Genomic DNA, 24,914 nt, shown 5'->3' on the forward strand with positions numbered 1-24,914 from the left:
ATCATGGGCGTTTTTTATTTGGCGCCAGAAAGCCAACAATTGCTGGGGTTTGGGCTATCGTAAATGCTTGAATTAAAAGGGGTGGCACGGCGCCAGTAAAAAAAATCAAAAAAGTCCTCAAGCAACCTGCTTTCACGACGATAACTATTACGAAGGTTCTCTAGGCCACACCCGGCGGTTGCCAGGGCCGGAAGCCGCAGTACACCACCCACGAGGATTTCGTCATGGCATTAACAGTAAACACCAACCTTGCTTCGTTGACCGTTCAGAACAACCTGAACAAGGCTTCCAGCGCCCTGCAAACTTCCATGCAGCGCCTGTCCTCCGGCCTGCGTATCAACAGCGCCAAAGACGATGCGGCCGGCCTGCAAATCGCTGGTCGTCTGACCAGCCAGATCAACGGCCTGGGCGTTGCCATCAAGAACGCCGGTGACGGTAACTCCATCGCGCAAACTGCTGAAGGCGCGATGCAGCAATCCACCAACATCCTGCAGACCATGCGTTCCCTGGCTCTGTCGTCCGCTAACGGCTCCCTCAGCGCTGACGACCGTAAGTCGAACCAGGCTCAGTACGCTGCTCTGACTTCTGAATTGACCCGTATCGCTTCTACCACCACTTTCGGTGGTCGTAACCTGCTGGACGGTTCTTTCGGTACTACCGCTTTCCAAGTGGGCGCCAACGCCAACCAGACCATCAACATGAGCCTGGGCAACGTATCGGCTAACAACATTGGTTCGCAGCAGCTGCTGTCCAATGCTCCGACACCAGGCGCCGGTATTGCAGGCGGCAAAATCACCGTTACCGGTGGTGGCCAGGTATCTGATGAACTGACCATTGCCGCAAAAGCCTCGGCCAAGGATATCGCTGCCCAGTTGAACGGCGCAGTCGGTGGCCTGCAGGCTACCGCTAGCACCGAAGCCAAGTTCACTGTGCCTACTACCTTCCCGGCGGCCACTCCAAGCGGTGCGTTCACCCTGACAGTCGGTAGCGGTACTACTGCTCCTAAAGTTTCGTTCACCGGCATCACCAGCGCTGCTGACCTTGCCGGCCAACTGAACTCCAACGCTGCCAAGCTGGGCATCAGCGTTAACTTCGATCAGTCGACCGGCTCTCTGTCGATCAAGTCCGACTCGGGTGAGAACTTCACCTTCTCCGCAGCTGACACTGGTGGTGCGACCATCAGTGTTCAGACCAAAGGCGGCGATGGCAAGTTTGGCACCGCAGCAAACCTGGCTACTACTGACGTGATTGCCACCGGCGCTGTAGCCTTGAACTCCAGCTCCAGCTACTCCCTGTCTGGCGACGGCGTTCCCGGCGTGTTCGGTGACGGGACTGCAACCGCTGTTAACTCGGCTAAAGTCGTTGTCAGCAACACTGACGTGACCACCGCTGCCAATGCTCAGAGCGCTGTTGACGTGCTGACCCAGGCACTGTCCACCATCGACTCCCAGCGTGCTGACCTCGGTGCTGTACAAAACCGTTTCGACAACACCATCGCCAACCTGCAGAGCATCTCGGACAACTCCACCGCTGCTCGTGGCGTGATCCAGGACGTTGACTTCGCTTCTGAAACCGCTCAGTTGACCAAGCAACAAACCCTGCAACAGGCTTCGACTGCGATCCTGTCCCAGGCGAACCAACTGCCATCCGCTGTACTGAAGCTGCTTCAGTAATAACGGCGCTTGGTAACTGACGGAAGGGCGCGTTTACGTGCCCTTTTGTCTTTTGTCTAATGAGGTGATTGGTCATGGACATGAGCGTCAAACTGAACCTGTCTTACCCTGCGGCAGCGCCACAGAATGCACCTGCTCCTGTCAGTGCCGATCCGCAGAAACCCAAGGTGGACGCCGTTGCTGGCGCGAAAGATGCCCAGCAGCCATCGAGCCACACCGACTTGAAAAAAGCGGTCAACGACATAAACGAATTCATCCAGGCTGCCCAGCGCAAACTGGATTTTTCCATTGATGACTCCACCCACCAGGTTGTGGTCAAGGTCATTGCGACCGAAAGCGGTGAGGTCATTCGCCAGATTCCTTCGGAATTGGCCCTGAAACTCGCCCAGAGCCTTCATGACGCCAGCAGCTTGCTGTTTGACGCCAAGGTCTAAACTGGCATGAACTTTGTTGCGAAAACTGCCTAGAGCGTGATTCGTCAATAAAGCATCAGCCCCGGATTAGGAGAAAGACGATGACAGTCGTAGCAGGTCTAACGGTCAACGGCCCGGGTACGGGTATCGATGTGCAAGGCCTTGTGAAGTCGTTGGTGGGGGCGCAAACCGCACCCAAGCAAGCGCAGATCGATAGCCAGACCAAAATATCCACTGCGCAACTGACCTCGATCGGCAAGATCCAGGCGGCCCTGGATGCGTTCCGGGGCGCGCTGGACAACATGACCAAGACCGTCAACTTCAGCGGCCTGAGTGCGACGGTTTCGAACGACAAGCTCGCGACGGTCACGCTGGGCCCGGGCGCTGCGGCCGGCAACTTTACGTTGAACGTTACCAATTTGGCCACGGCGTCCAAAGTCTCCACGGCAGTGATTCCTGGTGGGCCGACGGCGGTTGTCAATTCCGGGGCTTCGGCGACGGTGTTTACGGTCTCCCAATCCGGCAAGGATTACAGCGTCAGTGTGCCGCCGGGCGGGACCCTTCAGCAGGTGCGTGACTCGCTCAATACGCAGTACGGCAATTCGGGCTTGAGTGCCAACATCCTGACCGACTCCAACGGTTCCCGGTTGGTGGTCACGTCCTCGACTACCGGTAAAGGTAGTGACATCACCTTCAAGGGCTCCTCGGGCCTGGATACGGGCGCGACGGTCGTGGGCGCGGCACCGGTGAACGCCGTGTATACTCTGGACGGCAGCCCTCAAGAGTCCACGAGCAATACCCTGCCCAACGCAATCAGTGGTGTGAGCATCACCTTGACGGGGGTTTCGGCAGCTGCCGACGGCCTTAACGGCGCTTCGACGATCAAAGTGTCTGCTAACGCCGCCACTCTTAAGTCGGCAGTCAAGGGTTTCACGGACACTTACACGGCGTTGGTCAAGGCTGTGAATGCCGAGACCCAGGTCACTACCAATGCCGACGGTTCCGTCACGCCAGGCGCGCTGACCGGGGACAGCTCTGTGCGTACCATGATGGCGTCGATACGCAATGTGATGAACTCGGTGACCGGTAGCGGCACGTTTTCATCCCTGGCGCAGTTTGGCGTGACCACGGACCAGACAGCGGGCACGCTGAGCGTCAGTGATGTGGCGTTTGACAAGGCCGCCCTCACTAACGGCTCTGACATCAACAGCATCTTCACTGGCCCCACAGGGCTGTTGGCAAGCCTGACGAATGCCACCGCCAACTTTGCGCTGAGCAAGACCGGGGTGTTCGCCCAAAAGTCCACGACCCTGCAGGACAATCTCAGGGACTTGACCAACCAACAGACCGCCCTGAACACGCGCTCTGATGCCCTGACGGCCTCCCTGACGGTTAAGTACAACGCGATGGACTCCCTGGTTGCCCAGCTCAAGGCTCAAGGCGACAGCGTCATGACCACGCTCAACTCGCTGAACAATCCGAAGTCCACCTGATTGGCGGATGGATAAAGCCCGCCGAAGGCGCTGAGTCAAAGCGCCAGGCGGGCTAAAGTTTTGTGTAACGCCGTCGACATAATAATCAGCGTCCACCCTTTTAGCTGTCGCCTGTCACGAGGTAGAAACATGAATCCCATGAGAGCCCTTCGCCAATACCAGAAGGTCAACACCCACGCCCAGATCTCCGAAGCCAGCCCGCACCGCCTGGTGCAGTTGCTGATGGAAGGCGCACTGGATCGTATGGCGCAGGCCAAGGGTGCGATGGCTCGCGGTGATATCGCGCAGAAGGGGTTGATGCTGGGCAAGGCGGTGGACATCCTCGTCGGGTTGCGTGACGGCCTGAACCCCGAGAAGACCCCGGACCCGATTGCACTGCAGCAGTTGGATAACCTGTATGCCTTCATGACCATGCGTCTGCTGGAAGCCAACCGTCAGAATGACGCTGCGATGATCGATGAGGTCGCAGGTCTGATGATTACGCTCAAGGAAGGCTGGGATGGTATTGCCACAGAGGTACAGTAGGCCGTAAGGCCTGAGGACGATGTCATGAGCCAAGCATTGCAAAAAATCGACGAGACCCGTGAGGCGCTGTCCGAGGCGTTGGCTGAACGCAACTGGGGGGCGATCGGCGAACTGGATTTGGGCTGCCGCGCGTTGATCGATGCTGCGCTCAACGAGGATTCGGCGGATGAGGCAGCCATTCGGGCAAAACTGGAAGACTTGCTTTCGGTCTACCAGCAGTTGCTTGAGGCGACGACAGGGGAGCGACAGGCTATTTTCGAAGAGATGTCGCAGTTCAACCGAGCTAAACATGCGTCAAAGGTTTACCATATGTTCGGCTGAAGGCTCAGTTAATCCGAATACCGCGCGTCATAAATTTGACTGTGCACGATTTTTTGACTTAACTAGTGCTATTTTCAGACGTCAGAAAGCCGTAGCGCAGAAAATGCCTACAGCAATCTAGATTGCCCCAACTCGAGGGCATTAGAGTTTTACTAGGGAAGTTGCTATTGCATGTGGCGTGAAACCAAAATTCTGCTGATCGATGACGATAGCGTTCGGCGCCGCGATCTGGCGGTGATCCTGAATTTTCTTGGCGAAGAAAATCTACCCTGCGGCAGCCACGACTGGCAGCAGGCGGTCAGCTCTTTGTCGTCGAGCCGCGAAGTCATTTGTGTGCTGATCGGGACGGTAAACGCTCCTGGTGCAGTTCTGGGCTTGTTAAAGACACTGTCGACCTGGGATGAGTTCCTTCCGGTGTTGCTGATGGGCGATATTTCTTCCGTGGACCTTCCGGAAGACCAGCGCCGCCGCGTGCTTTCCACCCTTGAAATGCCCCCCAGCTACAGCAAATTGCTCGACTCCCTGCACCGTGCCCAGGTCTACCGCGAGATGTACGACCAGGCCCGCGAGCGCGGCCGTCACCGCGAACCCAACCTGTTCCGCAGCCTCGTCGGCACCAGTCGTGCGATCCAGCATGTGCGCCAGATGATGCAGCAAGTGGCCGACACCGACGCCAGTGTGCTGATCCTTGGCGAGTCGGGCACCGGCAAGGAAGTGGTCGCACGCAACCTGCATTACCATTCCAAGCGTCGCGACGGGCCGTTCGTGCCGGTCAACTGCGGGGCGATCCCGGCAGAGCTGCTGGAAAGCGAACTGTTCGGCCACGAGAAGGGCGCCTTTACCGGGGCGATCACCAGCCGTGCCGGGCGTTTTGAACTGGCCAACGGCGGCACCCTGTTCCTCGACGAAATCGGCGACATGCCGCTGCCGATGCAGGTCAAGCTGCTGCGGGTATTGCAGGAGCGCACCTTCGAGCGCGTGGGCAGCAACAAGACCCAGAGCGTCGACGTACGCATCATCGCGGCCACCCACAAGAACCTCGAAAGCATGATCGAGGTCGGCAGCTTCCGCGAAGACCTGTACTACCGCCTCAACGTATTCCCGATCGAAATGGCGCCCCTGCGCGAGCGCGTCGAAGACATCCCGCTGCTGATGAACGAACTGATCTCGCGCATGGAACACGAAAAGCGTGGTTCGATTCGCTTCAACTCGGCGGCGATCATGTCACTGTGTCGCCACGGCTGGCCGGGCAACGTCCGCGAGCTGGCCAACCTGGTGGAGCGCATGGCGATCATGCACCCGTACGGGGTGATCGGCGTGGTCGAGCTGCCGAAGAAATTCCGCTACGTCGACGACGAAGACGAGCAATTGGTGGACAGCCTGCGCAGCGACCTGGAAGAGCGCGTGGCCATCAACGGCCACACGCCGGACTTCGGCTCCACCGCCATGCTGCCGCCGGAAGGCCTGGACTTGAAGGACTACCTCGGCAGCCTCGAACAAGGCCTGATCCAGCAGGCACTCGACGACGCCAACGGTATCGTCGCCCGTGCCGCGGAGCGCCTGCGCATCCGTCGTACCACCCTGGTGGAAAAGATGCGCAAGTACGGCATGAGCCGCAAGGAAGGTGATGAACAGGCGGATGATTGACGCCTGTTTTTCAACTGACTGAAAACTAAGCCTATTTTTTTAGGCACGGGTATTGCTACAGCACTCGCAACGTTCCGTTTAACTGACGGTCAGCCAAGCGAGAGAGCATGATGCCCCACGCCGCCCAACTATCTTCGGTCCCTGACACTCAGGGGCCGGCCCCCTCCGTAGAGCAGATCAGCCGCCTCGGGCTTGAACAGGCTTTTTCCCTGTTCAACCAGATGTCGAGCCAGTTGACTGACTCCTACAGCCTGCTGGAAGCCCGGGTTTCCGAGCTTAAGGGCGAGTTGGCCGTGGTCAGTGCCCAGCGCATGGAAGAGCTGGCCGAGAAAGAGCGACTGGCCAACCGTCTGCAAAACCTCCTCGACCTGTTGCCCGGTGGCGTGATCGTCATCGACGAGCAGGGCCGTGTGCGCGAAGCCAACCCGGCGGCCTGCAACATGCTTGGCCTGCCGCTGGAGGGCGAGCTGTGGCGTGAGGTCATCACCCGCTGCTTTGCCCCGCGGGAAGACGACGGCCACGAAATTTCCCTCAAGGATGGGCGCCGCCTGTCCATCGCCACGCGTTCCCTGGATGCCGAGCCCGGCCAGTTGGTGTTGCTCAACGACCTGACTGAAACCCGGCACCTGCAAGACCAGTTGGCCCGCCATGAGCGCTTGTCGTCTTTGGGGCGAATGGTCGCTTCCCTGGCCCACCAGATTCGTACGCCATTGTCGGCCGCGCTGATTTACGCCAGTCATTTGACTGATGAGCAATTGCCCGCCGCCACCCACCAGCGTTTTGCCGGCCGCCTCAAGGAGCGCCTGCACGAACTGGAGCATCAGGTGCGCGACATGCTGGTGTTTGCCCGCGGCGAATTGCCGCTGACCGACCGCGTCACCCCGGCCGCCTTGATGCAGTCCCTGCAAGCGGCGGCCGCCACTCATATACAGGAAGCGTCAGTCCGTTGGCAGTGCGACAGCCATTACGGCGAGTTGCTGTGCAACCGCGACACCCTGGTGGGCGCGCTGCTCAACCTGATCGAAAACGCGACCCAGGCCAGCGGCCCCGGGGCGCGGCTCAAGGTGCACCTGTACAACCGTGGCGACACCCTGCGCCTGAGCATCAGCGACAGCGGCAGCGGGATTGACCCGGCAGTGCTGCAGCGCCTCGGCGAGCCTTTTTTTACCACCAAGACCAACGGGACCGGCCTGGGCCTGACCGTGGTCAAGGCAGTCGCCCGTGCACATCAGGGAGAATTGCAGCTGCATTCCCGGTTGGGTCGTGGCACGTGCGCGTTGATCACGCTGCCGCTGTTTTCATGCGCCGTCAGCGCGGAGTAAAAGGTCATGGCTATCAAGGTTTTATTGGTTGAAGACGATCGCGCCCTGCGTGAAGCATTGGCTGACACGCTGTTGCTGGCGGGCCATGACTATCGGGCGGTCGGTTCTGCCGAAGAAGCCCTGGACGCGGTGGAGCAGGAGTCCTTCAGCCTGGTGGTCAGCGACGTCAACATGCCGGGCATGGACGGACACCAGTTGCTCGGCCTGTTGCGTGCGCGCCAGCCGCAACTGCCGGTGCTGCTGATGACCGCCCACGGCGCCGTGGAGCGTGCCGTCGACGCCATGCGCCAGGGCGCTGCGGATTACCTGGTCAAGCCCTTCGAACCCAAAGCCTTGATCGAGCTGGTCGCGCGCCATGCCCTCGGTGCCCTGGGCGCCGCCGACGGCGAAGGCCCTATTGCCTTCGAGCCGGCCAGTGCGCAATTGCTGGAGCTGGCGGCCCGTGTCGCCCGCAGCGACTCCACCGTATTGATCTCCGGCGAGTCCGGTACCGGCAAGGAAGTGCTGGCGCGCTACATCCACCAGCAGTCCCATCGTGCCAGCCAGCCGTTCATTGCGATCAACTGCGCGGCCATTCCCGACAACATGCTCGAAGCCACCTTGTTCGGCCATGAGAAGGGCTCGTTCACCGGCGCCATCGCGGCGCAGGCCGGCAAGTTCGAACAGGCTGACGGCGGCACCATCCTGCTCGACGAAATCTCCGAAATGCCCCTGGGCCTGCAAGCCAAGTTGCTGCGGGTATTGCAGGAGCGCGAAGTGGAGCGGGTGGGCGCACGCAAGCCGATCCAGCTGGACATCCGTGTGGTCGCCACCACCAACCGCGACCTGGCGGGCGAAGTGGCGGCGGGGCGCTTCCGCGAGGACCTGTTCTACCGGCTCTCGGTGTTCCCGTTGGCCTGGCGCCCGTTGCGCGAGCGCCCGGCCGACATCATCCCGCTGGCCGAGCGCCTGCTGGGCAAGCACGTCAATAAAATGAAGCATGCCCAGGCGCGCCTGTCGGCCGAGGCCCAGGCCTGTCTGATCAGTTACCCGTGGCCCGGCAACGTGCGGGAACTGGACAATGCGATCCAGCGTGCGTTGATTTTGCAGCAGGGCGGCCTGATCCAGCCCCAGGATTTCTGCCTGGCCATGGGCGCGGGCGCAGCCCCGCAGCCGAGCCTGGCTGCCGCGCCACAGGTCGAAGCCGTGCCTGCCGAATCCGCCGGCGCCCTGGGCGACGACCTGCGCCGCCGCGAATTCCAGATGATCATCGACACCCTGCGCTCCGAGCGCGGGCGCCGCAAAGAAGCCGCCGAGCGCCTGGGCATCAGCCCGCGCACCCTGCGCTACAAGCTGGCGCAGATGCGTGACGCCGGGATGGACGTGGAAGCCTACCTCTACGCCACCTGAAAATTCTCAAAGCCGACAGGGCCAGTCGCCTTTTCTTACAGAATGCCACGGAGCTGGCACCCTTGTTGCTACCACCCCTGTAATCGCTGTGTAGTGTCAAAAAATTGCGGGTCGTCGGAGAGAAAGTTCATGAGCCAAGGTGTTGAGTTCAATCGGTTGATGTTGGATATGCGGTCCATGCAAATGGATGCCATGGCTCAACCGAAATCCGCCGCGCAAGCCGTACCGGAATTGGGCCAGAGCAGCTTTGCCGACATGCTCGGCCAGGCCATCAACAAAGTCAGCGACACCCAGCAGGCATCCAATCAGTTGGCGACCGCCTTCGAGATCGGCAAGAGCGGCGTGGACCTCACCGACGTGATGGTCGCCTCGCAAAAAGCCAGCGTTTCATTCCAGGCCTTGACCCAGGTGCGCAACAAACTGGTTCAAGCCTATCAAGACATCATGCAGATGCCGGTTTAAGGACGATTTGAGTCATGGCAGAAGCACTCGTGGATAACGCACCCGCCAAGGCAGACGGCAAGCCGCCGCTGTTTGGCCTGTCGTTCCTGGAAAACCTCTCCGAGATGACCATGTTGCGTCAGGTAGGCCTGATGGTCGGCCTGGCTGCCAGCGTGGCGATTGGTTTTGCCGTGGTGCTGTGGTCCCAGCAACCGGATTACCGTCCGTTGTACGGCAGCCTGGCGGGCATGGATTCCAAGCAGATCATGGAAACCCTGGCGGCGGCAGACATCAGCTACACCGTCGAACCGAATTCCGGCGCCCTGTTGGTCAAGGCCGACGATGTGGCCCGTGCGCGGATGAAACTGGCGGCTGCCGGCGTAACCCCGTCCGACGCGAATATCGGCTTTGAAATCCTCGACAAGGACCAGGGCCTGGGGACCAGCCAGTTCATGGAAGCCACCCGCTACCGTCGCGGCCTGGAAGGCGAACTGGCGCGCACCATCTCCGCCCTGAACAACGTCAAGGGCGCCCGCGTGCACCTGGCGATTCCGAAAAGCTCGGTATTTGTGCGCGATGAACGCAAGCCCAGCGCCTCGGTGCTGGTCGAACTCTTTGCCGGCCGCTCCCTTGAGCCTGGCCAGGTATTGGCGATCATTAACCTGGTGGCCACCAGCGTTCCTGAATTGAGCAAGTCGCAGATCACCGTAGTCGACCAGAAGGGCAACCTGCTGTCGGACCTTGCGGAGAACTCCTCGCTGACCATGGCCGGCAAGCAGTTCGACTACAGCCGTCGCATGGAAAGCATGTTGACCCAGCGGGTGCACAACATCCTGCAACCGGTGTTGGGCAATGATCGCTACAAGGCTGAAGTGTCGGCCGACGTCGACTTCAGCGCCGTCGAATCGACCTCCGAGCAGTTCAACCCGGACCAGCCGGCCTTGCGCAGCGAGCAATCGACCACCGAACAACGTACCGCCAGCAATGGCCCGCAAGGCGTGCCGGGTGCCCTGAGCAACCAGCCACCCACCCCGGCCACTGCCCCGCAAACCACCGGTGGCGCTGCCGCTACCGCAGGCGCGGTGCAGCCTGGCCAGCCGCTGTTGGACGCCAACGGCCAGCAGATCATGGACCCGGCCACTGGCCAGCCTATGCTCGCGCCGTACCCGGCCGACAAGCGCAACCAGTCCACCAAGAACTTCGAGCTTGATCGTTCCATCAGCCACACCAAGCAGCAACAGGGTCGGATCAATCGCCTGTCGGTGTCGGTGGTGGTGGATGACCAGGTCAAGGTCAATGCCGCAGACGGCGCCATCACCCGCTCCCCATGGAGCGCCGATGAATTGGCGCGCTTCACTCGCCTGGTGCAGGACGCGGTGGGCTTCGATGCCAGCCGTGGCGACAGCGTCAGCGTGATCAACATGCCGTTCTCCGCCGAGCGTGGCGAAGTCATCGCCGAGGCAGCGTTCTATACTCAGCCGTGGTTCTGGGACATCGTCAAGCAAGTGCTGGGGGTGTTGTTCATCCTGTTGCTGGTGTTCGGCGTGCTGCGCCCGGTGCTCAACAACATCACCGGCCACGGCAAGAAGCAACTGGCCCTGGCCGGCGGCGACGTCGAACTGGGTGGCATGGGCGGCCTCGATGGCGAACTGGCCAACGACCGCGTGAGCCTCGGTGGCCCGCAAAGCATTCTGTTGCCGAGCCCGAGCGAGGGGTATGACGCTCAGTTGAACGCAATCAAGAGCCTGGTGGCCGAAGACCCGGGTCGTGTGGCCCAGGTCGTGAAAGAGTGGATTAACGCAGATGAGTGATAGCCGAGCTGCAGTAGCCAAACTCTCCCGGGTCGACAAAGCCGCCGTGCTGTTGCTGTCCCTCGGAGAAACCGACGCCGCCCAAGTGCTGCGCCACATGGGGCCCAAAGAGGTTCAGCGTGTCGGCGTGGCCATGGCGCAAATGCGCAATGTGCACCGCGAGCAAGTCGAGCAGGTGATGAGCGAGTTCGTCGAGATCGTCGGCGACCAGACCAGCCTGGGCGTCGGCTCCGACAGCTACATTCGCAAGATGCTCACCTCGGCCCTGGGCGAAGACAAGGCCAACGGCCTGATCGATCGCATCCTGCTGGGTGGCAACACCAGCGGCCTCGACAGCCTCAAATGGATGGAGCCGCGGGCCGTGGCCGACGTGATCCGCTACGAACACCCGCAAATCCAGGCGATCGTGGTGGCGTATCTCGACCCCGACCAGGCCGGTGAAGTGCTCGGCCACTTCGACCATAAGGTGCGCCTGGATATCATCCTGCGCGTCTCGTCGTTGAACACCGTGCAGCCGGCGGCCCTGAAAGAACTGAACACGATTCTCGAGAAGCAGTTCTCGGGCAATTCCAACGCTTCGCGCACCACCCTGGGCGGCATCAAGCGTGCGGCCGACATCATGAACTTCCTCGACAGCTCGGTGGAAGGCCAGTTGATGGACTCGATCCGCGAGATCGACGACAGCCTGTCGGTGCAGATCGAAGACCTCATGTTCGTGTTCAACAACCTCTCCGACGTCGACGACCGTGGCATCCAGGCGTTGCTGCGGGAAGTGTCCTCCGACGTACTGGTGCTGGCGCTCAAGGGCTCCGACGAGGGCGTCAAGGAAAAGATCTTCAAGAACATGTCCAAGCGGGCTTCCGAACTGTTGCGCGACGACCTCGAGGCCAAGGGCCCGGTGCGCGTCAGCGACGTGGAAACTGCACAGAAGGAAATCCTCACCATTGCCCGCCGTATGGCCGAAGCCGGAGAAATCGTTCTCGGTGGGAAGGGCGGCGAAGAAATGATTTAAGGCGCCGCGCATGTCGAACAAAGATGAGACGCCCAGCGATCTGATTCGCGCACGGGACGTCGGAGGGTTCGACGTCTGGTCGCTGCCCAGTTTCGACCCGCATCGCCCGGAGCCTGAGCCGGAGCCGGTAGAAGAACCCCCGGCCGAGATGGAAGAAGTGCCGCTGGAGGAAGTCCAGCCACTGACCCTGGAAGAGCTCGAAAGCATTCGCCAGGAAGCCTACAACGAAGGTTTCTCCACCGGCGAGAAGGACGGTTTTCGCAGCACCACTCTCAAGGTCCGCCAGGAAGCCGAGGCCGCGCTGAGCGTCAAGCTGGCCAGCCTGGAAACCCTGATGGGCAGCCTGTTCGAGCCCATCGCCGAGCAGGACTCGCAGATTGAAAAAGCCATGGTCGGGCTGGTGGAGCACATCACCCGCCAGGTGATTCAGCGCGAATTGGCCCTGGACTCCACGCAAATCGAAAGCGTGATGCGCGAAGCCCTCAAGCTGCTGCCCCTGGGCGTCGGCAACGTGCGGCTGTACATCAACCCGCAGGATTTCGAACAGGTCAAAGCCCTGCGCGAGCGCCATGAAGAAACCTGGCGCATCGTCGAAGACGCCGCGCTGCTGCCCGGTGGTTGCCGGGTCGAGACCGAGCACAGCCGCATCGATGCCACGGTGGAGACGCGCATCACGCAGATCATGGCCAAGCTGTTCGATCAGTTGCACGAGCAGGCGCTGCACCCGGCAGAGCCGGACTTGAGCGTCGAGCTGGACACCCCCGATGCGCCTTGATCGCACCAGCTTCGCCAAGCGCCTGGGTGGCTATGCCGAAGTCACCGAGTTGCCCGGCCAGCCGATCCTGGAGGGCCGCCTGCTGCGCATGGTCGGCCTGACCCTGGAAGCCGAAGGCCTGCGCGCCGCCATGGGCAGCCGCTGCATGGTGATCAACGACGACAGCTACCACCCGGTGCAGGTCGAAGCCGAAGTGATGGGGTTCTCCGGCAGCAAAGTATTCCTGATGCCCGTCGGCAGCGTTGCCGGCATTGCCCCCGGCGCTCGCGTGGTGCCGCTGGCCGACACCGGCCGTCTGCCGATGGGCATGAGCATGCTCGGCCGCGTGCTGGATGGCGCCGGGCGCGCCCTCGACGGCAAGGGCGGTATGAAGGCCGAAGACTGGGTGCCGATGGACGGCCCGACCATCAACCCGCTCAAGCGCAACCCCATCAGCGTGCCGCTGGACGTGGGCATTCGCAGCATCAACGGTTTATTGACGGTGGGCCGCGGCCAGCGCCTGGGCCTGTTTGCCGGTACCGGCGTGGGTAAGTCGGTGTTGCTGGGCATGATGACGCGCTTTACCGAGGCCGACATCATCGTGGTCGGGCTGATCGGCGAGCGGGGCCGGGAGGTGAAGGAATTCATCGAGCACAGCCTCGGCGAAGAAGGCCTCAAGCGTTCGGTCGTGGTGGCCTCACCGGCGGATGACGCGCCGCTGATGCGCCTGCGCGCCGCGATGTACTGCACGCGCATCGCCGAATATTTTCGCGACAAGGGCAAGAACGTCCTGTTGCTGATGGACTCCCTGACCCGTTTTGCCCAGGCCCAGCGGGAAATTGCGCTGGCCATCGGCGAGCCGCCGGCCACCAAGGGCTATCCGCCGTCAGTGTTCGCCAAGCTGCCCAAGCTGGTGGAGCGTGCCGGTAACGCCGAAGCCGGTGGTGGTTCGATCACTGCGTTCTACACCGTACTCTCCGAGGGCGATGACCAGCAGGACCCGATTGCCGACTCGGCGCGGGGCGTGCTCGACGGGCACATCGTGCTGTCCCGGCGCCTGGCCGAAGAAGGGCACTACCCGGCCATCGACATCGAAGCCTCCATCAGCCGGGTGATGCCGTCGGTGGTCACCCCGGAGCACATGATGCGCGCGCAGCAGTTCAAGCAACTGTGGTCGCGTTATCAACAGAGCCGCGACCTGATCAGCGTCGGCGCCTATGTGGCGGGCGGCGATCGCGAGACCGACCTGGCGATTGCCCTGCAACCGCAACTGGTGACGTACCTGCGCCAGGGCCTCAACGACAAGATCAGCATGGGTGAAAGCGAGGCTCACCTGGGCACCATCTTCGCGCCGGCGCCGGGCGGATAAACCATGGCCAACACTCGCGCCGCGCGCCTTGCCCCGGTAGTGGACATGGCCGAAAAAGCTGAAAAGACCGCCGTCCAGCGCCTGGGGTACTTCCAGGGCCAGGTTCGCCTGGCGGAAAGCAAGCTGGGGGACCTGGAGCGCTTTCGCGGCGAGTATCAGCAGCAGTGGATCGAGCGTGGCAGCAAGGGCGTCTCCGGGCAGTGGCTGATGGGCTACCAGGGCTTTCTCAACCAGTTGGAAACCGCCGTCGGCCAGCAGCGCCAGAGCCTGGCCTGGCACCAGGCCAACGTCGACAAGGCCCGCGACAGCTGGCAACAGGCCTATGCCCGGGTCGAAGGCCTGCGCAAGCTGGTGCAACGCTACATCGACGAAGCCCGCGCACTGGAAGACAAGCGCGAGCAGAAACTGCTGGATGAATTGTCCCAGCGTCTTCCCCGCCAAAACCCCTATTAACCACGCCCTCGCTCCTACACGGATTTGCCCACTTCCCTATCACCTGCTACACCTTGTTGCACATTGCCAATGACAAGGAAGCAGTCGTATGTCAGTCGAATCAGAAGTGTCCCTGGACGGGACGAAGTTGACGATCACCGTCAGGGGGCGATTCGATTTCGGTAGCCACCAGGCCTTTCGTGATGCCTACGAGCGGTTCTACAAGGTGCCCGAGATCTACGTGGTGGACTTGAAGGAAACCACCTACATGGACAGCTCGGCCCTGGGCATGCTCCTGCTGTTGCGTGACCATGCCGGAGGCGACAATGCCGAAGTGCAGGTGGTCAACGCCAACTCCGATGTGCGCAAGATCCTGGCCATTTCCAACTTCGACAAACTGTTCGACCTCACTTGAGCGTCCTGGCCCCGGTCCTCGAGGCGCTGACGGTGTTGATCGCCGAAGACAGCGCCGCCGACCTGTTGTTGCTGTCGACCATCGTGCGCCGCCAGGGCCACCAGGTGCTGACCGCCAGCAACGGCCAGGAAGCGGTCGATGTGTTTACCCGTGAACGGCCGCAGTTGGTGTTGATGGACGCCCTGATGCCGGTGATGGACGGCTTCGAGGCGGCCCGGCAGATCAAGCAACTGGCGGGGGAGGCGCTGGTGCCGATCATCTTCCTCACCTCCCTGCGCGAGAGCGAAGCCCTGGCCCAGTGCCTGGATGCCGGCGGCGACGACTTCCTGGCCAAACCCTATAACCAAGTGATCCTCGCGGCGAAGATCAACGCCATGGACCGCCTGCGCCGCTTGCAGGCCACGGTCTTGCAGCAACGCGACCTGATCGCCCGGCACCACGACTACCTGCTGCAGGAGCAGCGAGTGGCCAAGGCGGTGTTCGACAAGGTGGCCCACTCGGGCTGCATCAACGCCGCGCCGAATATTCGTTATGTGCAGTCGCCCTACGCGCTGTTCAACGGCGATTTGCTGCTGGCCGCGTACACGCCGTCGGGCGATATGCATGTGCTGCTGGGGGACTTTACCGGCCACGGTTTGCCGGCGGCGGTCGGCGCCATGCCCCTGGCGGAAGTGTTCTACGGCATGACTGCCAAGGGCTACGGATTGGCGCAAACCCTGCGGGAGATGAACGCCAAGCTCAAGCGCATCCTGCCGGTGGACATGTTCTGTTGTGCCACCTTGCTGTGCCTCAGCGCCCAGCGACGGGTGGTGGAAGTGTGGAATGGCGGCATGCCCGACGGCTACGTGCATGACGTCACCACCGGCAAGCGCACGCCGCTGGTGTCGCGACATTTGCCATTGGGCGTGCTGGCGGCCGAGGCGTTTGATGACTGCACTGAAGTCTGGCCGATGGCGCTGGGTGACCGAGTGTTTTTGCTGTCGGATGGTGTGCTGGATACCGCCGATGCCCATGAACAGTTGTTTGGCGCCGAGCGGTTGCAGCAGGTGTTTGCGGTCAATCGCGAGCCGGACCGGTTGTTCGAGGAGATCGAACAGGCCTTGGCGGGTTTTCGCGGTGAGGTGCGCGATGACATCAGCATGGTGGAGATCAGCCTGCAGGCGGATGAGCCGTTGCGTTCGTCGTCGGTGGTGTATTCCGACAGTGGGCAGTCGTCGCCGCTGGATTGGTCGGTAAGTTTTGAGTTTCGTGCCGAGACGCTCAAGTCCTACAACCCTTTGCCGTATTTGTTGCAGTTGCTGTTGGAGATTCATGGGCTGCGGGAGCAGAGCGGGGCGTTGTACAGCGTGATGGCGGAGTTGTATTCCAATGCGCTTGAACATGGTGTGCTGGGGCTGGATTCGCGGCTCAAGCGGGATGCACAGGGGTTTGCTGCGTATTACCGCGAGCGTAATGAGCGGCTGGCGCGGTTGGATAGCGGGTATGTGCGGGTGCATCTGGATGTGGTGCCGACCGGGGAGGGGGGGTGTCTGACGCTGCGGATCGAGGACAGTGGGGCCGGGTTTGATGTGGATAAGGTGCTGGCCAGGCCGCTGGATGTTGACCGTCTGTCTGGTAGGGGATTGAGCCTGGTGCGCCAGTTGAGCAGCGATGTAGGCTGGTCTGACGGCGGGCGGTGTGTGTGCGTGGAGTTTTCATGGAAGGCTCTGGCATAATCCGCCGATTCTTGATCAAGGAGCGAACAAGTGGCAGAGATTCATCTGGACCCCGATGTGCTGACTGGCTTGCAGGAGGTCATGGAGGGCGAGTATCCGAAGCTGCTCGACACTTTTCTCGATGACTCGCAAAAGCGGGTAGAGGCGTTGCGCCGGGCTCGGGATGATGCCAAGGCGCTTGGGCGGATTGCGCATAGCTTCAAGGGGAGTAGCGGTAATCTTGGGGCGGTGCGGTTGGCTGAGCTTTGTCAGTTGCTCGAGGATAAGTCCGCCAAGCCTGTGGTTGCGGATTTGGCGCAGTTGGTGGATGAGATTGACCATGAATTCGCGCTGGTGCGGCCGTTGTATGAGCATGAGCGGGGGCGGTTTCAGCTCTGACGCTTTTGGTGTGTATATCCGTTTCTTCGGTAACGGCGGCTTATGGTTTCGCTCTTGCAGCGAGTCACTTTGCAAAAGCGGCACAGTAACCAAAGCGCTCTGCCCCATCAAAAACCAGAGCGAAAGCAGAGCTGCTTTTCTGTGGGAGCGTGCCCGCTTTTGATTTGGCTGTTGCTTTTGCTCTTCAACACTCAAGACCCTATACAAGCCCTCACCCAAATAACGGATATACACCCTTAAACCAAAACCTGGCCCAACTCTTGCTCTACCTCCTGTTACCGCACCCTCGACCCCTGTGCGGCGGAGACTCTTGACTATGGCAATCACCCCGAATTCGCTCCTTCAGGCAGCCCTTGCGGCCAAGCCTCAAGCGCCCGCTGCCAATCCACCGGCAGTGGCTGCGAACCCGCGGGACAAGGTCCCGGGCTTCGCTCAGGTGTTCGCCAACCAGGCCCCTGCGCCTGCGGCAAAACCTGTCGACACCCCCATCAAATCCACCCGCGACAAGCCTGCGGACAACAGCCCCAAGCCCGCCGCCAACAACGACAAGCCTGCCGCCGGTACCCCATCGGTTGCCGATAACGGCAAGACTTTGCCTGCCAACCCGCCGGCCAAGGCGGACACCCCGGACACCACCGCCAAGTCAGACGACGATGCCCCGGCAGACGATCCGTCCCTGGCCCAGCAACCTCCGGTCGACCCCGCCGTAGACCCGGCGCTGATAGCCGCGGTAGTCCCTGTCCCCGTCCCCGCTACGCCGGCGCCCGTCGAGACTCCGACGCCGACCACCGCGAAGGATGACAAAAACCAGCCAGTCGTGGCGCCACCGATTGCCGCGACCGACGACGCCAAGCCCGCCTTCGACCCCGAGGCCGATCCGCTGGATGCAATGCCCGCCGTGCGCCTGGCCATGGAACAGGGCGGTCACGTATCCGCCAGCAGCCAAACCCCAGCCAAAGGCACGTCGGCCCCGACCCAGGATCAGCCGACCGCCGCGCAAAACTTCGTCACAGGCCTGGCCAATATGGTCGACCAGCAAGCGTCCAAGGACAGCACCGACCAGGGCGGCGACAAAGCCTTTGCCGGTCTGATCGACGGCGGTCTCAAGGATTTGAAGGACGCCAGCAGCGACACCCGTGTCGATGACTTCGCCAACCGCCTCGCCGCGCTGACCCAGGCTGCCACGCCGAAAACTGCGAATGCCCTGCCGCCGGTGGCCAACGCGCCATTGGCCATGCACCAGAGTGGCTGGACCGATGAGGTGGTGAACCGGGTCATGTACCTGTCCAGCGCCAACCTCAAGTCGGCAGAGATCCAGTTGCAGCCCGCTGAGCTGGGTCGCCTGGACATCAGCGTGAAGATGTCCGCCGACCAGCAGGCGCAAGTCACCTTCATGAGCGGCCATGCAGTGGTGCGTGAAGCCCTGGAAAGCCAGTCGGGCCGCCTGCGGGAGATGTTTGCCCAGCAGGGCATGGGCCAGGTCGACGTCAACGTGTCGGACCAGTCCCGTGGCTGGCAGGGGCAGCAGGGCCAGGACCAGCAACAGCAGAACCAGGCTCGCGGCGTCAGCGGCAGTGGCGGGCGGGGTGATGGGGTTGATGGCGGCGGTATCGGTGAGGTGGCTGAAGTGGCCGCGCCGGTGGTGCAGTCGGTGATTGGCTCCAGCGCCGTGGACTACTACGCCTGATCCGAGGCCTGGCGATGATCAAAATGTGGGAGCGGGCTTGCTCGCGAATACGGAGTGTCAGTCACCGTTACAGGTGCTGATCCACCGCTTTCGCGAGCAAGCCCGCTCCCACATTGGTTTTGCAGTGTCGGCGAAACCGTGACCGAACTGACAACTCTGGCATAACACTTGCTCTTGCCTTTCCCAAGAACTATGAATCCCAGAATAGTGACGGATTATTGGCATGGCGAAGAGCGACGACGCAGCAAAAGCACCCGCAGGCAAGGGCAAGCTCAAGCTTATCCTGCTGATTGTCTTGGCCTTGTTGCTGGCGATCGGCCTGTCCGTGGGGGCTACCTGGTACTTTATGCACAGTGCCCAGAGCAAACCGGCCGCCACGGCCGAGGTCAACCCCAACGTCAAGCAACCGGCAATCTTCGAGCCGATGCTGCCGGCGTTTGTCGCCAACTTCAATCAGAACGGCCGTCAACGCTACCTGCAGGTGAGCATTACCCTGCTGGCGCGTAACCAGGCAGACCTGGATGCCCTCAAGGTGCACATGCCAGTGATCCGCAACAACCTGGTGATGCTGTTTTCCGCCCAACCCTTCGACACCCTCGCCACCCCGGTGGGCCAGGAAATGCTGCGCCAGAAGGTCACCGCCAGCGTGCAGGAAGTGGCCCAGAAGGAAGTCGGCAAACCGGTGATCGAGCAGGTGCTCTTCACTAATTTCGTATTGCAGTAGGATCACGACATGGCCGTGCAGGACCTGCTGTCCCAGGATGAAATCGATGCGCTGCTCCATGGCGTCGACGATGGTCTGGTACAGACCGAAATGGCTGCCGAGCCCGGCAGCGTCAAAAGCTACGACCTGACCAGCCAGGATCGCATCGTCCGTGGACGCATGCCGACCCTGGAAATGATCAACGAGCGTTTTGCCCGTTACACCCGTATCAGCATGTTCAACATGCTGCGCCGCTCGGCGGACGTGGCGGTGGGCGGCGTGCAGGTGATGAAGTTCGGTGAGTACGTGCACTCGCTGTACGTGCCCACCAGCCTCAACCTGGTGAAGATCAAGCCGCTGCGCGGCACCGCGCTGTTCATCCTCGACGCCAAGCTGGTGTTCAAGCTGGTGGACAACTTCTTCGGCGGCGATGGCCGTCACGCCAAGATCGAAGGCCGTGAATTCACCCCGACCGAGTTGCGGGTGGTGCGCATGGTGCTGGAGCAGGCCTTCATCGACTTGAAGGAAGCCTGGCAGGCGATCATGGAAGTCAATTTCGAGTACATCAACTCGGAAGTGAACCCGGCCATGGCCAACATCGTCGGCCCCAGCGAAGCCATTGTGGTCTCCACCTTCCACATCGAACTCGATGGCGGCGGCGGCGACCTGCACGTGACCATGCCGTACTCGATGATCGAGCCGGTGCGCGAGATGCTCGATGCCGGTTTCCAGTCCGACCTCGACGACCAGGACGAACGCTGGGTGAAAGCGCTGCGCGAAGACCTGCTGGACGTCGACGTACCCCTGAGCGCCACCGTGGCCCGTCGCCAGCTGCGTTTGCGGGATATTTTGCACATGCAGCCGGGGGATGTGATTCCCGTCGACCTGCCGGAAGAACTGATCATGCGCGCCAACGGCGTGCCGTCGTTCAAGGTCAAGCTCGGTTCTCACAAAGGCAACCTGGCGTTGCAAGTGATCGAACCGATCAACCGTCGCTGATCCACCTTAATTTCTGCTCCGCCGAGGACATGTAATGGCTACCGAACACGAAAACACTTCCGCCGAAGACCAGGCCCTGGCTGACGAGTGGGCGGCTGCCCTGGAAGAAACCGGCGATGTCGGCCAGGACGATATCGATGCACTGCTGGCGGCCGATGCGGCCACTGCACCGGTTGGCAACCGCCTTCCCATGGAAGAGTTCGGCAGCGTGCCGAAGAACAATGACCCGGTGACCCTCGACGGTCCGAACCTGGACGTGATCCTCGACATCCCGGTGTCGATCTCCATGGAAGTCGGCAGCACCGAAATCAACATCCGCAACCTGCTGCAGCTCAACCAGGGGTCGGTGATCGAGCTGGACCGCCTGGCCGGCGAGCCGCTGGACGTGCTGGTCAACGGCACGCTGATCGCCCATGGCGAAGTGGTGGTGGTCAACGAGAAGTTCGGCATCCGCCTGACCGACGTGATCAGCCCGAGCGAACGCATCAAGAAGTTGCGTTGATATGAAGCGCTCATTGGTAGGACTGTTATCGACGCTGCCCTTGAGCGTAATGGCAGCAGAACCGGTTGCCCAGGCGGCTGCGCCGGCACTCGGCAGCGGTGTGGGCGGGCAACTCACCCAGTTGGTGCTGGGGTTGTTGCTGGTGGTGGGGCTGATCTTCGTGCTCGCCTGGGTGCTGCGCCGCGTGCAGCGCATCGGCCCGGGCAATGCCCAGGTCATCGAGCTGGTGGGTTCACGCGCCCTTGGCCCGCGAGACAGGCTGGTGCTGGTGCAGGTCGGCGACGAGCAGATCCTGCTGGGCATCACCCCCGGCCGCATCACCCCGTTGCACGTGCTCAAGTCGCCTGTGGAAGTGGCCCAGACCCAAGCGGCCACGCCGGAATTCGCCCAGCGCCTCATGGAGTTGCTGGGCAAGGATCAGAAGGATAAGAAGTAATGCGCGTTTTATTGACGCTCATGCTGTTGCTGGCAGCGCCGCTGGCGTACGCAGCAGACCCGTTGTCGATCCCGGCGATCACCCTGGGCACTAACGCGGCGGGCGCGCAGGAGTATTCGGTCAGCCTGCAGATCCTGCTGATCATGACCGCGCTGAGCTTCATCCCCGCGTTCGTGATGCTGATGACCAGCTTCACCCGCATCATCATCGTGTTCTCGATCCTGCGTCAGGCCCTCGGCCTGCAACAGACGCCGTCGAACCAGATCCTCACCGGCATGGCGCTGTTCCTGACGCTGTTCATCATGGCGCCGGTGTTCGACAAGGTGAACCAGCAAGCCCTGCAACCGTACCTGGCGGAGAAAATGACCGCCCAGGATGCGATCGACAAGGCCCAGGGCCCGATCAAGGATTTCATGCTGTCGCAGACCCGTTCCAGCGACCTTGAGTTGTTTGTGCGGTTGTCCAAGCGTACCGACATCGCCAGCCCCGACATGGCGCCGCTGACCATCCTGGTGCCGGCGTTCGTGACCTCGGAGTTGAAGACCGCGTTCCAGATCGGCTTCATGATCTTCATTCCGTTCCTGATCATCGACCTCGTCGTGGCGAGTGTGCTGATGGCCATGGGTATGATGATGCTGTCGCCGCTGATCATTTCGCTGCCGTTCAAGATCATGCTGTTTGTGTTGGTGGACGGGTGGGCGCTGATTATCGGCACCCTGGCCGGCAGTTTCGGTGGGGTGTAGGCCATGACGCCAGAAGTAGCAGTCGACCTGTTTCGCGAAGCCCTGTGGCTGACCACCATGATGGTCGCCGTGCTGGTGGTGCCGAGCCTGTTGGTGGGCCTGTTGGTGGCGATGTTCCAGGCCGCGACCCAGATCAACGAACAGACCCTGAGCTTTTTGCCGCGCCTGCTGGTGATGCTGATCACCCTGATCGTCGCCGGCCCGTGGCTGGTGCAAACCTTCATGGAATACATCCTGCAGCTGTACGGCAGTATTCCGCAGTTGATCGGCTGACCCCGTGAATTCGATGCTGGCCTTGACCGACACCCAGATCAGCACCTGGGTGGCCTCGTTCATCCTGCCGTTGTTCCGGGTGACGGCCGTGCTGATGACCATGCCGGTGTTCGGCACCACCCTGGTACCACGGCGCATCCGCCTGTATTTCGCGGTGGCGATCACCGTGGTCATCGTGCCGGGCTTGCCGCCGATGCCACCGGTGAATGCCCTGGACCTCAGTGCAATGATGCTGATCGCCGAGCAAATCATCATCGGCGCCTTGCTGGGCTTCTCCCTGACGCTGTTCTTCCAGGCCTTCGTGATCGCCGGGCAGATCATCTCGATCCAGATGGGCATGGGCTTCGCGTCCATGGTCGACCCTACCAACGGCGTGTCGGTGGCGGTGATCGGGCAATTCCTGACGATGCTGGTGACCTTGCTGTTCCTGGCCATGAACGGCCACCTGGTGGTGTTCGAGGTGATGACCGAAAGTTTCACCACCTTGCCGGTGGGCAGCGGGTTGGTGGTCAATCATTTCTGGGAGCTGGTGGGGCGCTTGAGCTGGGTGCTCGGTGCATCCCTGCTGCTGGTATTGCCGGCGATCACTGCGCTGCTGGTGGTCAACATCGCCTTTGGCGTGATGACCCGGGCGGCGCCGCAGTTGAACATCTTCTCCATCGGTTTCCCGTTGACCCTGGTGCTGGGCATGGGGATTTTCTGGGTCGGCATGGCTGACATTCTCAATCAGTATCAACCGCTGGCGACCGACGCCTTGCAGTTTTTACGTGACTTGGCGCGGGCGCGATAAGCCATGGCCGAGAGCGAGAGTGGCCAGGACAAGACAGAAGACCCCACGGAGAAACGTAAAAAGGACTCCCGGGAAAAGGGCGAGATTGCCCGCTCCAAAGAGCTCAACACCCTGGCGATCATGCTCGCCGGTTCCGGCGGCCTGCTGATCTATGGCGGTGGCCTGGCCCTGGACCTGATGGAGTTGATGCGCCTGAATTTCTCCCTGCCCCGCGACGTGCTGCTGAGCCCGGGGGCCATGGGCTTGTACCTGCTGCACTCGGGCAAGATCGCGATCCTCGCGGTACAGCCGATCCTCATCACCTTGTTGCTGGCGGCCCTGATCGGCCCGATTTCCCTCGGCGGCTGGCTGTTTGCCGCCGGCAGCCTGGCGCCCAAATTCAGCCGGATGAACCCGGCGGCCGGGCTCAAGCGGATGTTTTCCACCAAGGCCCTGGTGGAACTGCTCAAGGCCTTGGCCAAGTTCATCCTGATCCTGTTTGTGGCGTTGACGGTGTTGTCGTCCGACATCGACGACCTGCTGCGCATCGCCCATGAGCCGATCGAGCTGGCGATCATCCACAGTGTGCAAGTGGTGGGCTGGAGTTCGCTGTGGATGGCCTGCGGGCTGATCATCATTGCTGCGGTGGATGCGCCGATCCAGCTGTGGGAAAGCCACAAGAAACTGCTGATGACCAAGCAGGAAGTGCGCGACGAGCACAAGGACCAGGAAGGCCGGCCCGAGGTCAAGCAGCGGATTCGCCAGCTGCAGCGCGAGATGTCCCAGCGCAAGATGATGGCCTCGGTGCCCGATGCCGATGTGGTCATCACCAACCCGACCCACTACGCCGTGGCGCTCAAGTACGACCCGGAGAAGGGTGGGGCGCCGATGTTGCTGGCCAAGGGCAGTGATTTCACGGCGTTGAAAATCCGCGAGATTGCGGTCGCCAATGACATCCTGCTGCTGGAATCGCCGGAGTTGGCGCGGTCGATCTTCTACTCCACCGACCTGGACCAGGAAATTCCGGCCGGGTTGTATCTGGCGGTGGCTCAGGTGTTGGCGTACGTGTATCAGATCCGCCAGTACCGGGCGGGCAAGGGCAAGCGGCCGGATCCGCTCAAAGACCTGCCGATTCCACCGGATCTGCGTCGGGATTCCTGATTTTGTAGCGTCCCTCCTGGCCTCTTCGCGAGCAAGCCCGCTCCCACATTTGACCGTGTATATCCTGTAGAAACGCGGTCAAATGTGGGAGCGGGCTTGCTCGCGAAGGCGTCCGCCCAGGCAACAAAAAATCTCGCAATTGCCTATGGCAACGTTTAAGTCGCCGGCAAGGGCGCTATGTCATCCAGCACTCGATCAGCCAGCAACCGCCCCACCTCGATTAACTGTGCAATCCCCAGCGCGCCTTCCCGCCGCGATCCTTCCAGTTCAAAGGCAAAGTCGCAGGTCAGCGCATGGGCTGAAGCCAGTGTTTCGGTGAGGTTGACCAGCAGGTCTTCGGTACTGATGCCGTCGATGACGCTGAATAGCACGACGGGGGCGTTGTGGGAGGAGGAATAGCTATCTTCGATAGCGCCTTTTTCGGCGTTGCGCAGGTTATGGGAAGTTGTTTTGGTCATGGTGACGCTCCTGGAGAATATGCTGGAGGTACCCTGAATTCACTCGGGCCGCGACGCCCGCCCGCTGCGTTTG

General features: G+C 61.5%; 27 protein-coding genes. 26 read left to right on the plus strand and 1 reads right to left on the minus strand.

Annotation, left to right across the window (positions count from 1 at the left end):
- The first annotated feature begins 224 nt into the window (after positions 1-224).
- The 26 genes from HYE77_RS13180 (at position 225) to flhB (ending at position 24,383) form a co-directional block, all read left to right on the plus strand.
- The gene (locus HYE77_RS13180) at positions 225-1,673 is read left to right on the plus strand and encodes a flagellin (protein ID WP_177008385.1); all 1,449 of its coding nucleotides are present in this window, start codon (positions 225-227) and stop codon (positions 1,671-1,673) included.
- A gap of 74 nt (positions 1,674-1,747) precedes the next feature.
- On the plus strand, positions 1,748-2,107 hold the full coding sequence (locus tag HYE77_RS13185; RefSeq protein ID WP_102369676.1) for a flagellar protein FlaG: 360 nt from the start codon (positions 1,748-1,750) through the stop codon (positions 2,105-2,107).
- Positions 2,108-2,187: 80 nt separating this feature from the next.
- Entirely contained in the window at positions 2,188-3,579 is a 1,392-nt protein-coding gene (gene fliD, locus HYE77_RS13190; RefSeq protein WP_177008384.1) for a flagellar filament capping protein FliD, read from the plus strand.
- 129 nt (positions 3,580-3,708) lie between these two features.
- Entirely contained in the window at positions 3,709-4,104 is a 396-nt protein-coding gene (fliS, locus tag HYE77_RS13195) for a flagellar export chaperone FliS (protein WP_003214591.1), read from the plus strand.
- 24 nt (positions 4,105-4,128) lie between these two features.
- Positions 4,129-4,425 carry a hypothetical protein gene (locus HYE77_RS13200; protein ID WP_008434847.1) on the plus strand — a complete coding sequence of 99 codons (297 nt, stop codon included), beginning with the start codon at positions 4,129-4,131 and terminating at the stop codon, positions 4,423-4,425.
- 171 nt (positions 4,426-4,596) lie between these two features.
- Entirely contained in the window at positions 4,597-6,072 is a 1,476-nt protein-coding gene (locus tag HYE77_RS13205; RefSeq protein ID WP_003214588.1) for a sigma-54 dependent transcriptional regulator, read from the plus strand.
- A gap of 110 nt (positions 6,073-6,182) precedes the next feature.
- The gene (locus HYE77_RS13210) at positions 6,183-7,394 is read left to right on the plus strand and encodes a PAS domain-containing sensor histidine kinase (RefSeq protein ID WP_218173274.1); all 1,212 of its coding nucleotides are present in this window, start codon (positions 6,183-6,185) and stop codon (positions 7,392-7,394) included.
- 6 nt (positions 7,395-7,400) lie between these two features.
- Positions 7,401-8,783 (plus strand): sigma-54 dependent transcriptional regulator, encoded by a 1,383-nt coding sequence (locus tag HYE77_RS13215; protein WP_177068862.1) that lies wholly within the window; start codon positions 7,401-7,403, stop codon positions 8,781-8,783.
- Positions 8,784-8,912: 129 nt separating this feature from the next.
- On the plus strand, positions 8,913-9,245 hold the full coding sequence (gene fliE / locus HYE77_RS13220; protein ID WP_003214581.1) for a flagellar hook-basal body complex protein FliE: 333 nt from the start codon (positions 8,913-8,915) through the stop codon (positions 9,243-9,245).
- A gap of 14 nt (positions 9,246-9,259) precedes the next feature.
- The gene (gene fliF / locus HYE77_RS13225; protein WP_177068863.1) at positions 9,260-11,035 is read left to right on the plus strand and encodes a flagellar basal-body MS-ring/collar protein FliF; all 1,776 of its coding nucleotides are present in this window, start codon (positions 9,260-9,262) and stop codon (positions 11,033-11,035) included.
- Positions 11,028-12,047, plus strand: a complete 1,020-nt coding sequence (gene fliG / locus HYE77_RS13230; protein ID WP_003214577.1) for a flagellar motor switch protein FliG — start codon at positions 11,028-11,030, stop codon at positions 12,045-12,047. Before fliF ends, fliG begins: the two co-directional genes overlap by 8 nt.
- A 10-nt stretch (positions 12,048-12,057) precedes the next feature.
- On the plus strand, positions 12,058-12,822 hold the full coding sequence (fliH, locus tag HYE77_RS13235) for a flagellar assembly protein FliH (protein ID WP_008434837.1): 765 nt from the start codon (positions 12,058-12,060) through the stop codon (positions 12,820-12,822).
- Complete coding sequence (gene fliI / locus HYE77_RS13240; RefSeq protein ID WP_087694334.1) at positions 12,812-14,170, plus strand: flagellar protein export ATPase FliI; 1,359 nt, start codon at positions 12,812-12,814, stop codon at positions 14,168-14,170. Before fliH ends, fliI begins: the two co-directional genes overlap by 11 nt.
- A gap of 3 nt (positions 14,171-14,173) precedes the next feature.
- Positions 14,174-14,623 (plus strand): flagellar export protein FliJ, encoded by a 450-nt coding sequence (gene fliJ, locus HYE77_RS13245; RefSeq protein ID WP_008434833.1) that lies wholly within the window; start codon positions 14,174-14,176, stop codon positions 14,621-14,623.
- An 88-nt stretch (positions 14,624-14,711) separates the two neighbouring features.
- Positions 14,712-15,017 (plus strand): STAS domain-containing protein, encoded by a 306-nt coding sequence (locus HYE77_RS13250; protein ID WP_003214569.1) that lies wholly within the window; start codon positions 14,712-14,714, stop codon positions 15,015-15,017.
- A complete protein-coding gene (locus HYE77_RS13255) occupies positions 15,014-16,732 on the plus strand; it encodes a fused response regulator/phosphatase (protein ID WP_177068864.1) in 1,719 nt (572 codons plus the stop codon). Before HYE77_RS13250 ends, HYE77_RS13255 begins: the two co-directional genes overlap by 4 nt.
- A gap of 30 nt (positions 16,733-16,762) precedes the next feature.
- Positions 16,763-17,110, plus strand: coding sequence for an Hpt domain-containing protein (locus tag HYE77_RS13260; protein WP_003214564.1), 348 nt, complete (start codon positions 16,763-16,765; stop codon positions 17,108-17,110).
- A 316-nt stretch (positions 17,111-17,426) separates the two neighbouring features.
- Positions 17,427-18,797: a flagellar hook-length control protein FliK gene (locus HYE77_RS13265; protein ID WP_177068865.1), complete on the plus strand. Its 1,371-nt coding sequence runs from the start codon at positions 17,427-17,429 to the stop codon at positions 18,795-18,797.
- A 223-nt stretch (positions 18,798-19,020) separates the two neighbouring features.
- Positions 19,021-19,521: a flagellar basal body-associated protein FliL gene (gene fliL, locus HYE77_RS13270; protein WP_003214560.1), complete on the plus strand. Its 501-nt coding sequence runs from the start codon at positions 19,021-19,023 to the stop codon at positions 19,519-19,521.
- A 9-nt stretch (positions 19,522-19,530) separates the two neighbouring features.
- On the plus strand, positions 19,531-20,499 hold the full coding sequence (gene fliM / locus HYE77_RS13275; RefSeq protein ID WP_003214559.1) for a flagellar motor switch protein FliM: 969 nt from the start codon (positions 19,531-19,533) through the stop codon (positions 20,497-20,499).
- A 34-nt stretch (positions 20,500-20,533) separates the two neighbouring features.
- Positions 20,534-21,001 carry a flagellar motor switch protein FliN gene (fliN, locus tag HYE77_RS13280; protein WP_003214557.1) on the plus strand — a complete coding sequence of 156 codons (468 nt, stop codon included), beginning with the start codon at positions 20,534-20,536 and terminating at the stop codon, positions 20,999-21,001.
- A gap of 1 nt (position 21,002) precedes the next feature.
- Entirely contained in the window at positions 21,003-21,437 is a 435-nt protein-coding gene (gene fliO / locus HYE77_RS13285; protein WP_023659254.1) for a flagellar biosynthetic protein FliO, read from the plus strand.
- Positions 21,437-22,180 carry a flagellar type III secretion system pore protein FliP gene (gene fliP / locus HYE77_RS13290; RefSeq protein WP_003214554.1) on the plus strand — a complete coding sequence of 248 codons (744 nt, stop codon included), beginning with the start codon at positions 21,437-21,439 and terminating at the stop codon, positions 22,178-22,180. Before fliO ends, fliP begins: the two co-directional genes overlap by 1 nt.
- Positions 22,181-22,183: 3 nt before the next feature.
- A complete protein-coding gene (gene fliQ, locus HYE77_RS13295) occupies positions 22,184-22,453 on the plus strand; it encodes a flagellar biosynthesis protein FliQ (protein ID WP_003214552.1) in 270 nt (89 codons plus the stop codon).
- A gap of 13 nt (positions 22,454-22,466) precedes the next feature.
- Positions 22,467-23,243 (plus strand): flagellar biosynthetic protein FliR, encoded by a 777-nt coding sequence (gene fliR / locus HYE77_RS13300; protein ID WP_003214551.1) that lies wholly within the window; start codon positions 22,467-22,469, stop codon positions 23,241-23,243.
- Positions 23,244-23,246: 3 nt separating this feature from the next.
- Positions 23,247-24,383: a flagellar biosynthesis protein FlhB gene (flhB, locus tag HYE77_RS13305; protein ID WP_008430191.1), complete on the plus strand. Its 1,137-nt coding sequence runs from the start codon at positions 23,247-23,249 to the stop codon at positions 24,381-24,383.
- 155 nt (positions 24,384-24,538) lie between these two features.
- On the opposite strand, the gene HYE77_RS13310 is transcribed toward flhB, so the two are convergent.
- Entirely contained in the window at positions 24,539-24,841 is a 303-nt protein-coding gene (locus HYE77_RS13310) for a DUF6124 family protein (RefSeq protein ID WP_256347211.1), read from the minus strand.
- Positions 24,842-24,914: the final 73 nt, after the last annotated feature.

The organism is Pseudomonas sp. IPO3774, assembly GCF_013386835.1.
Lineage (GTDB): Bacteria > Pseudomonadota > Gammaproteobacteria > Pseudomonadales > Pseudomonadaceae > Aquipseudomonas.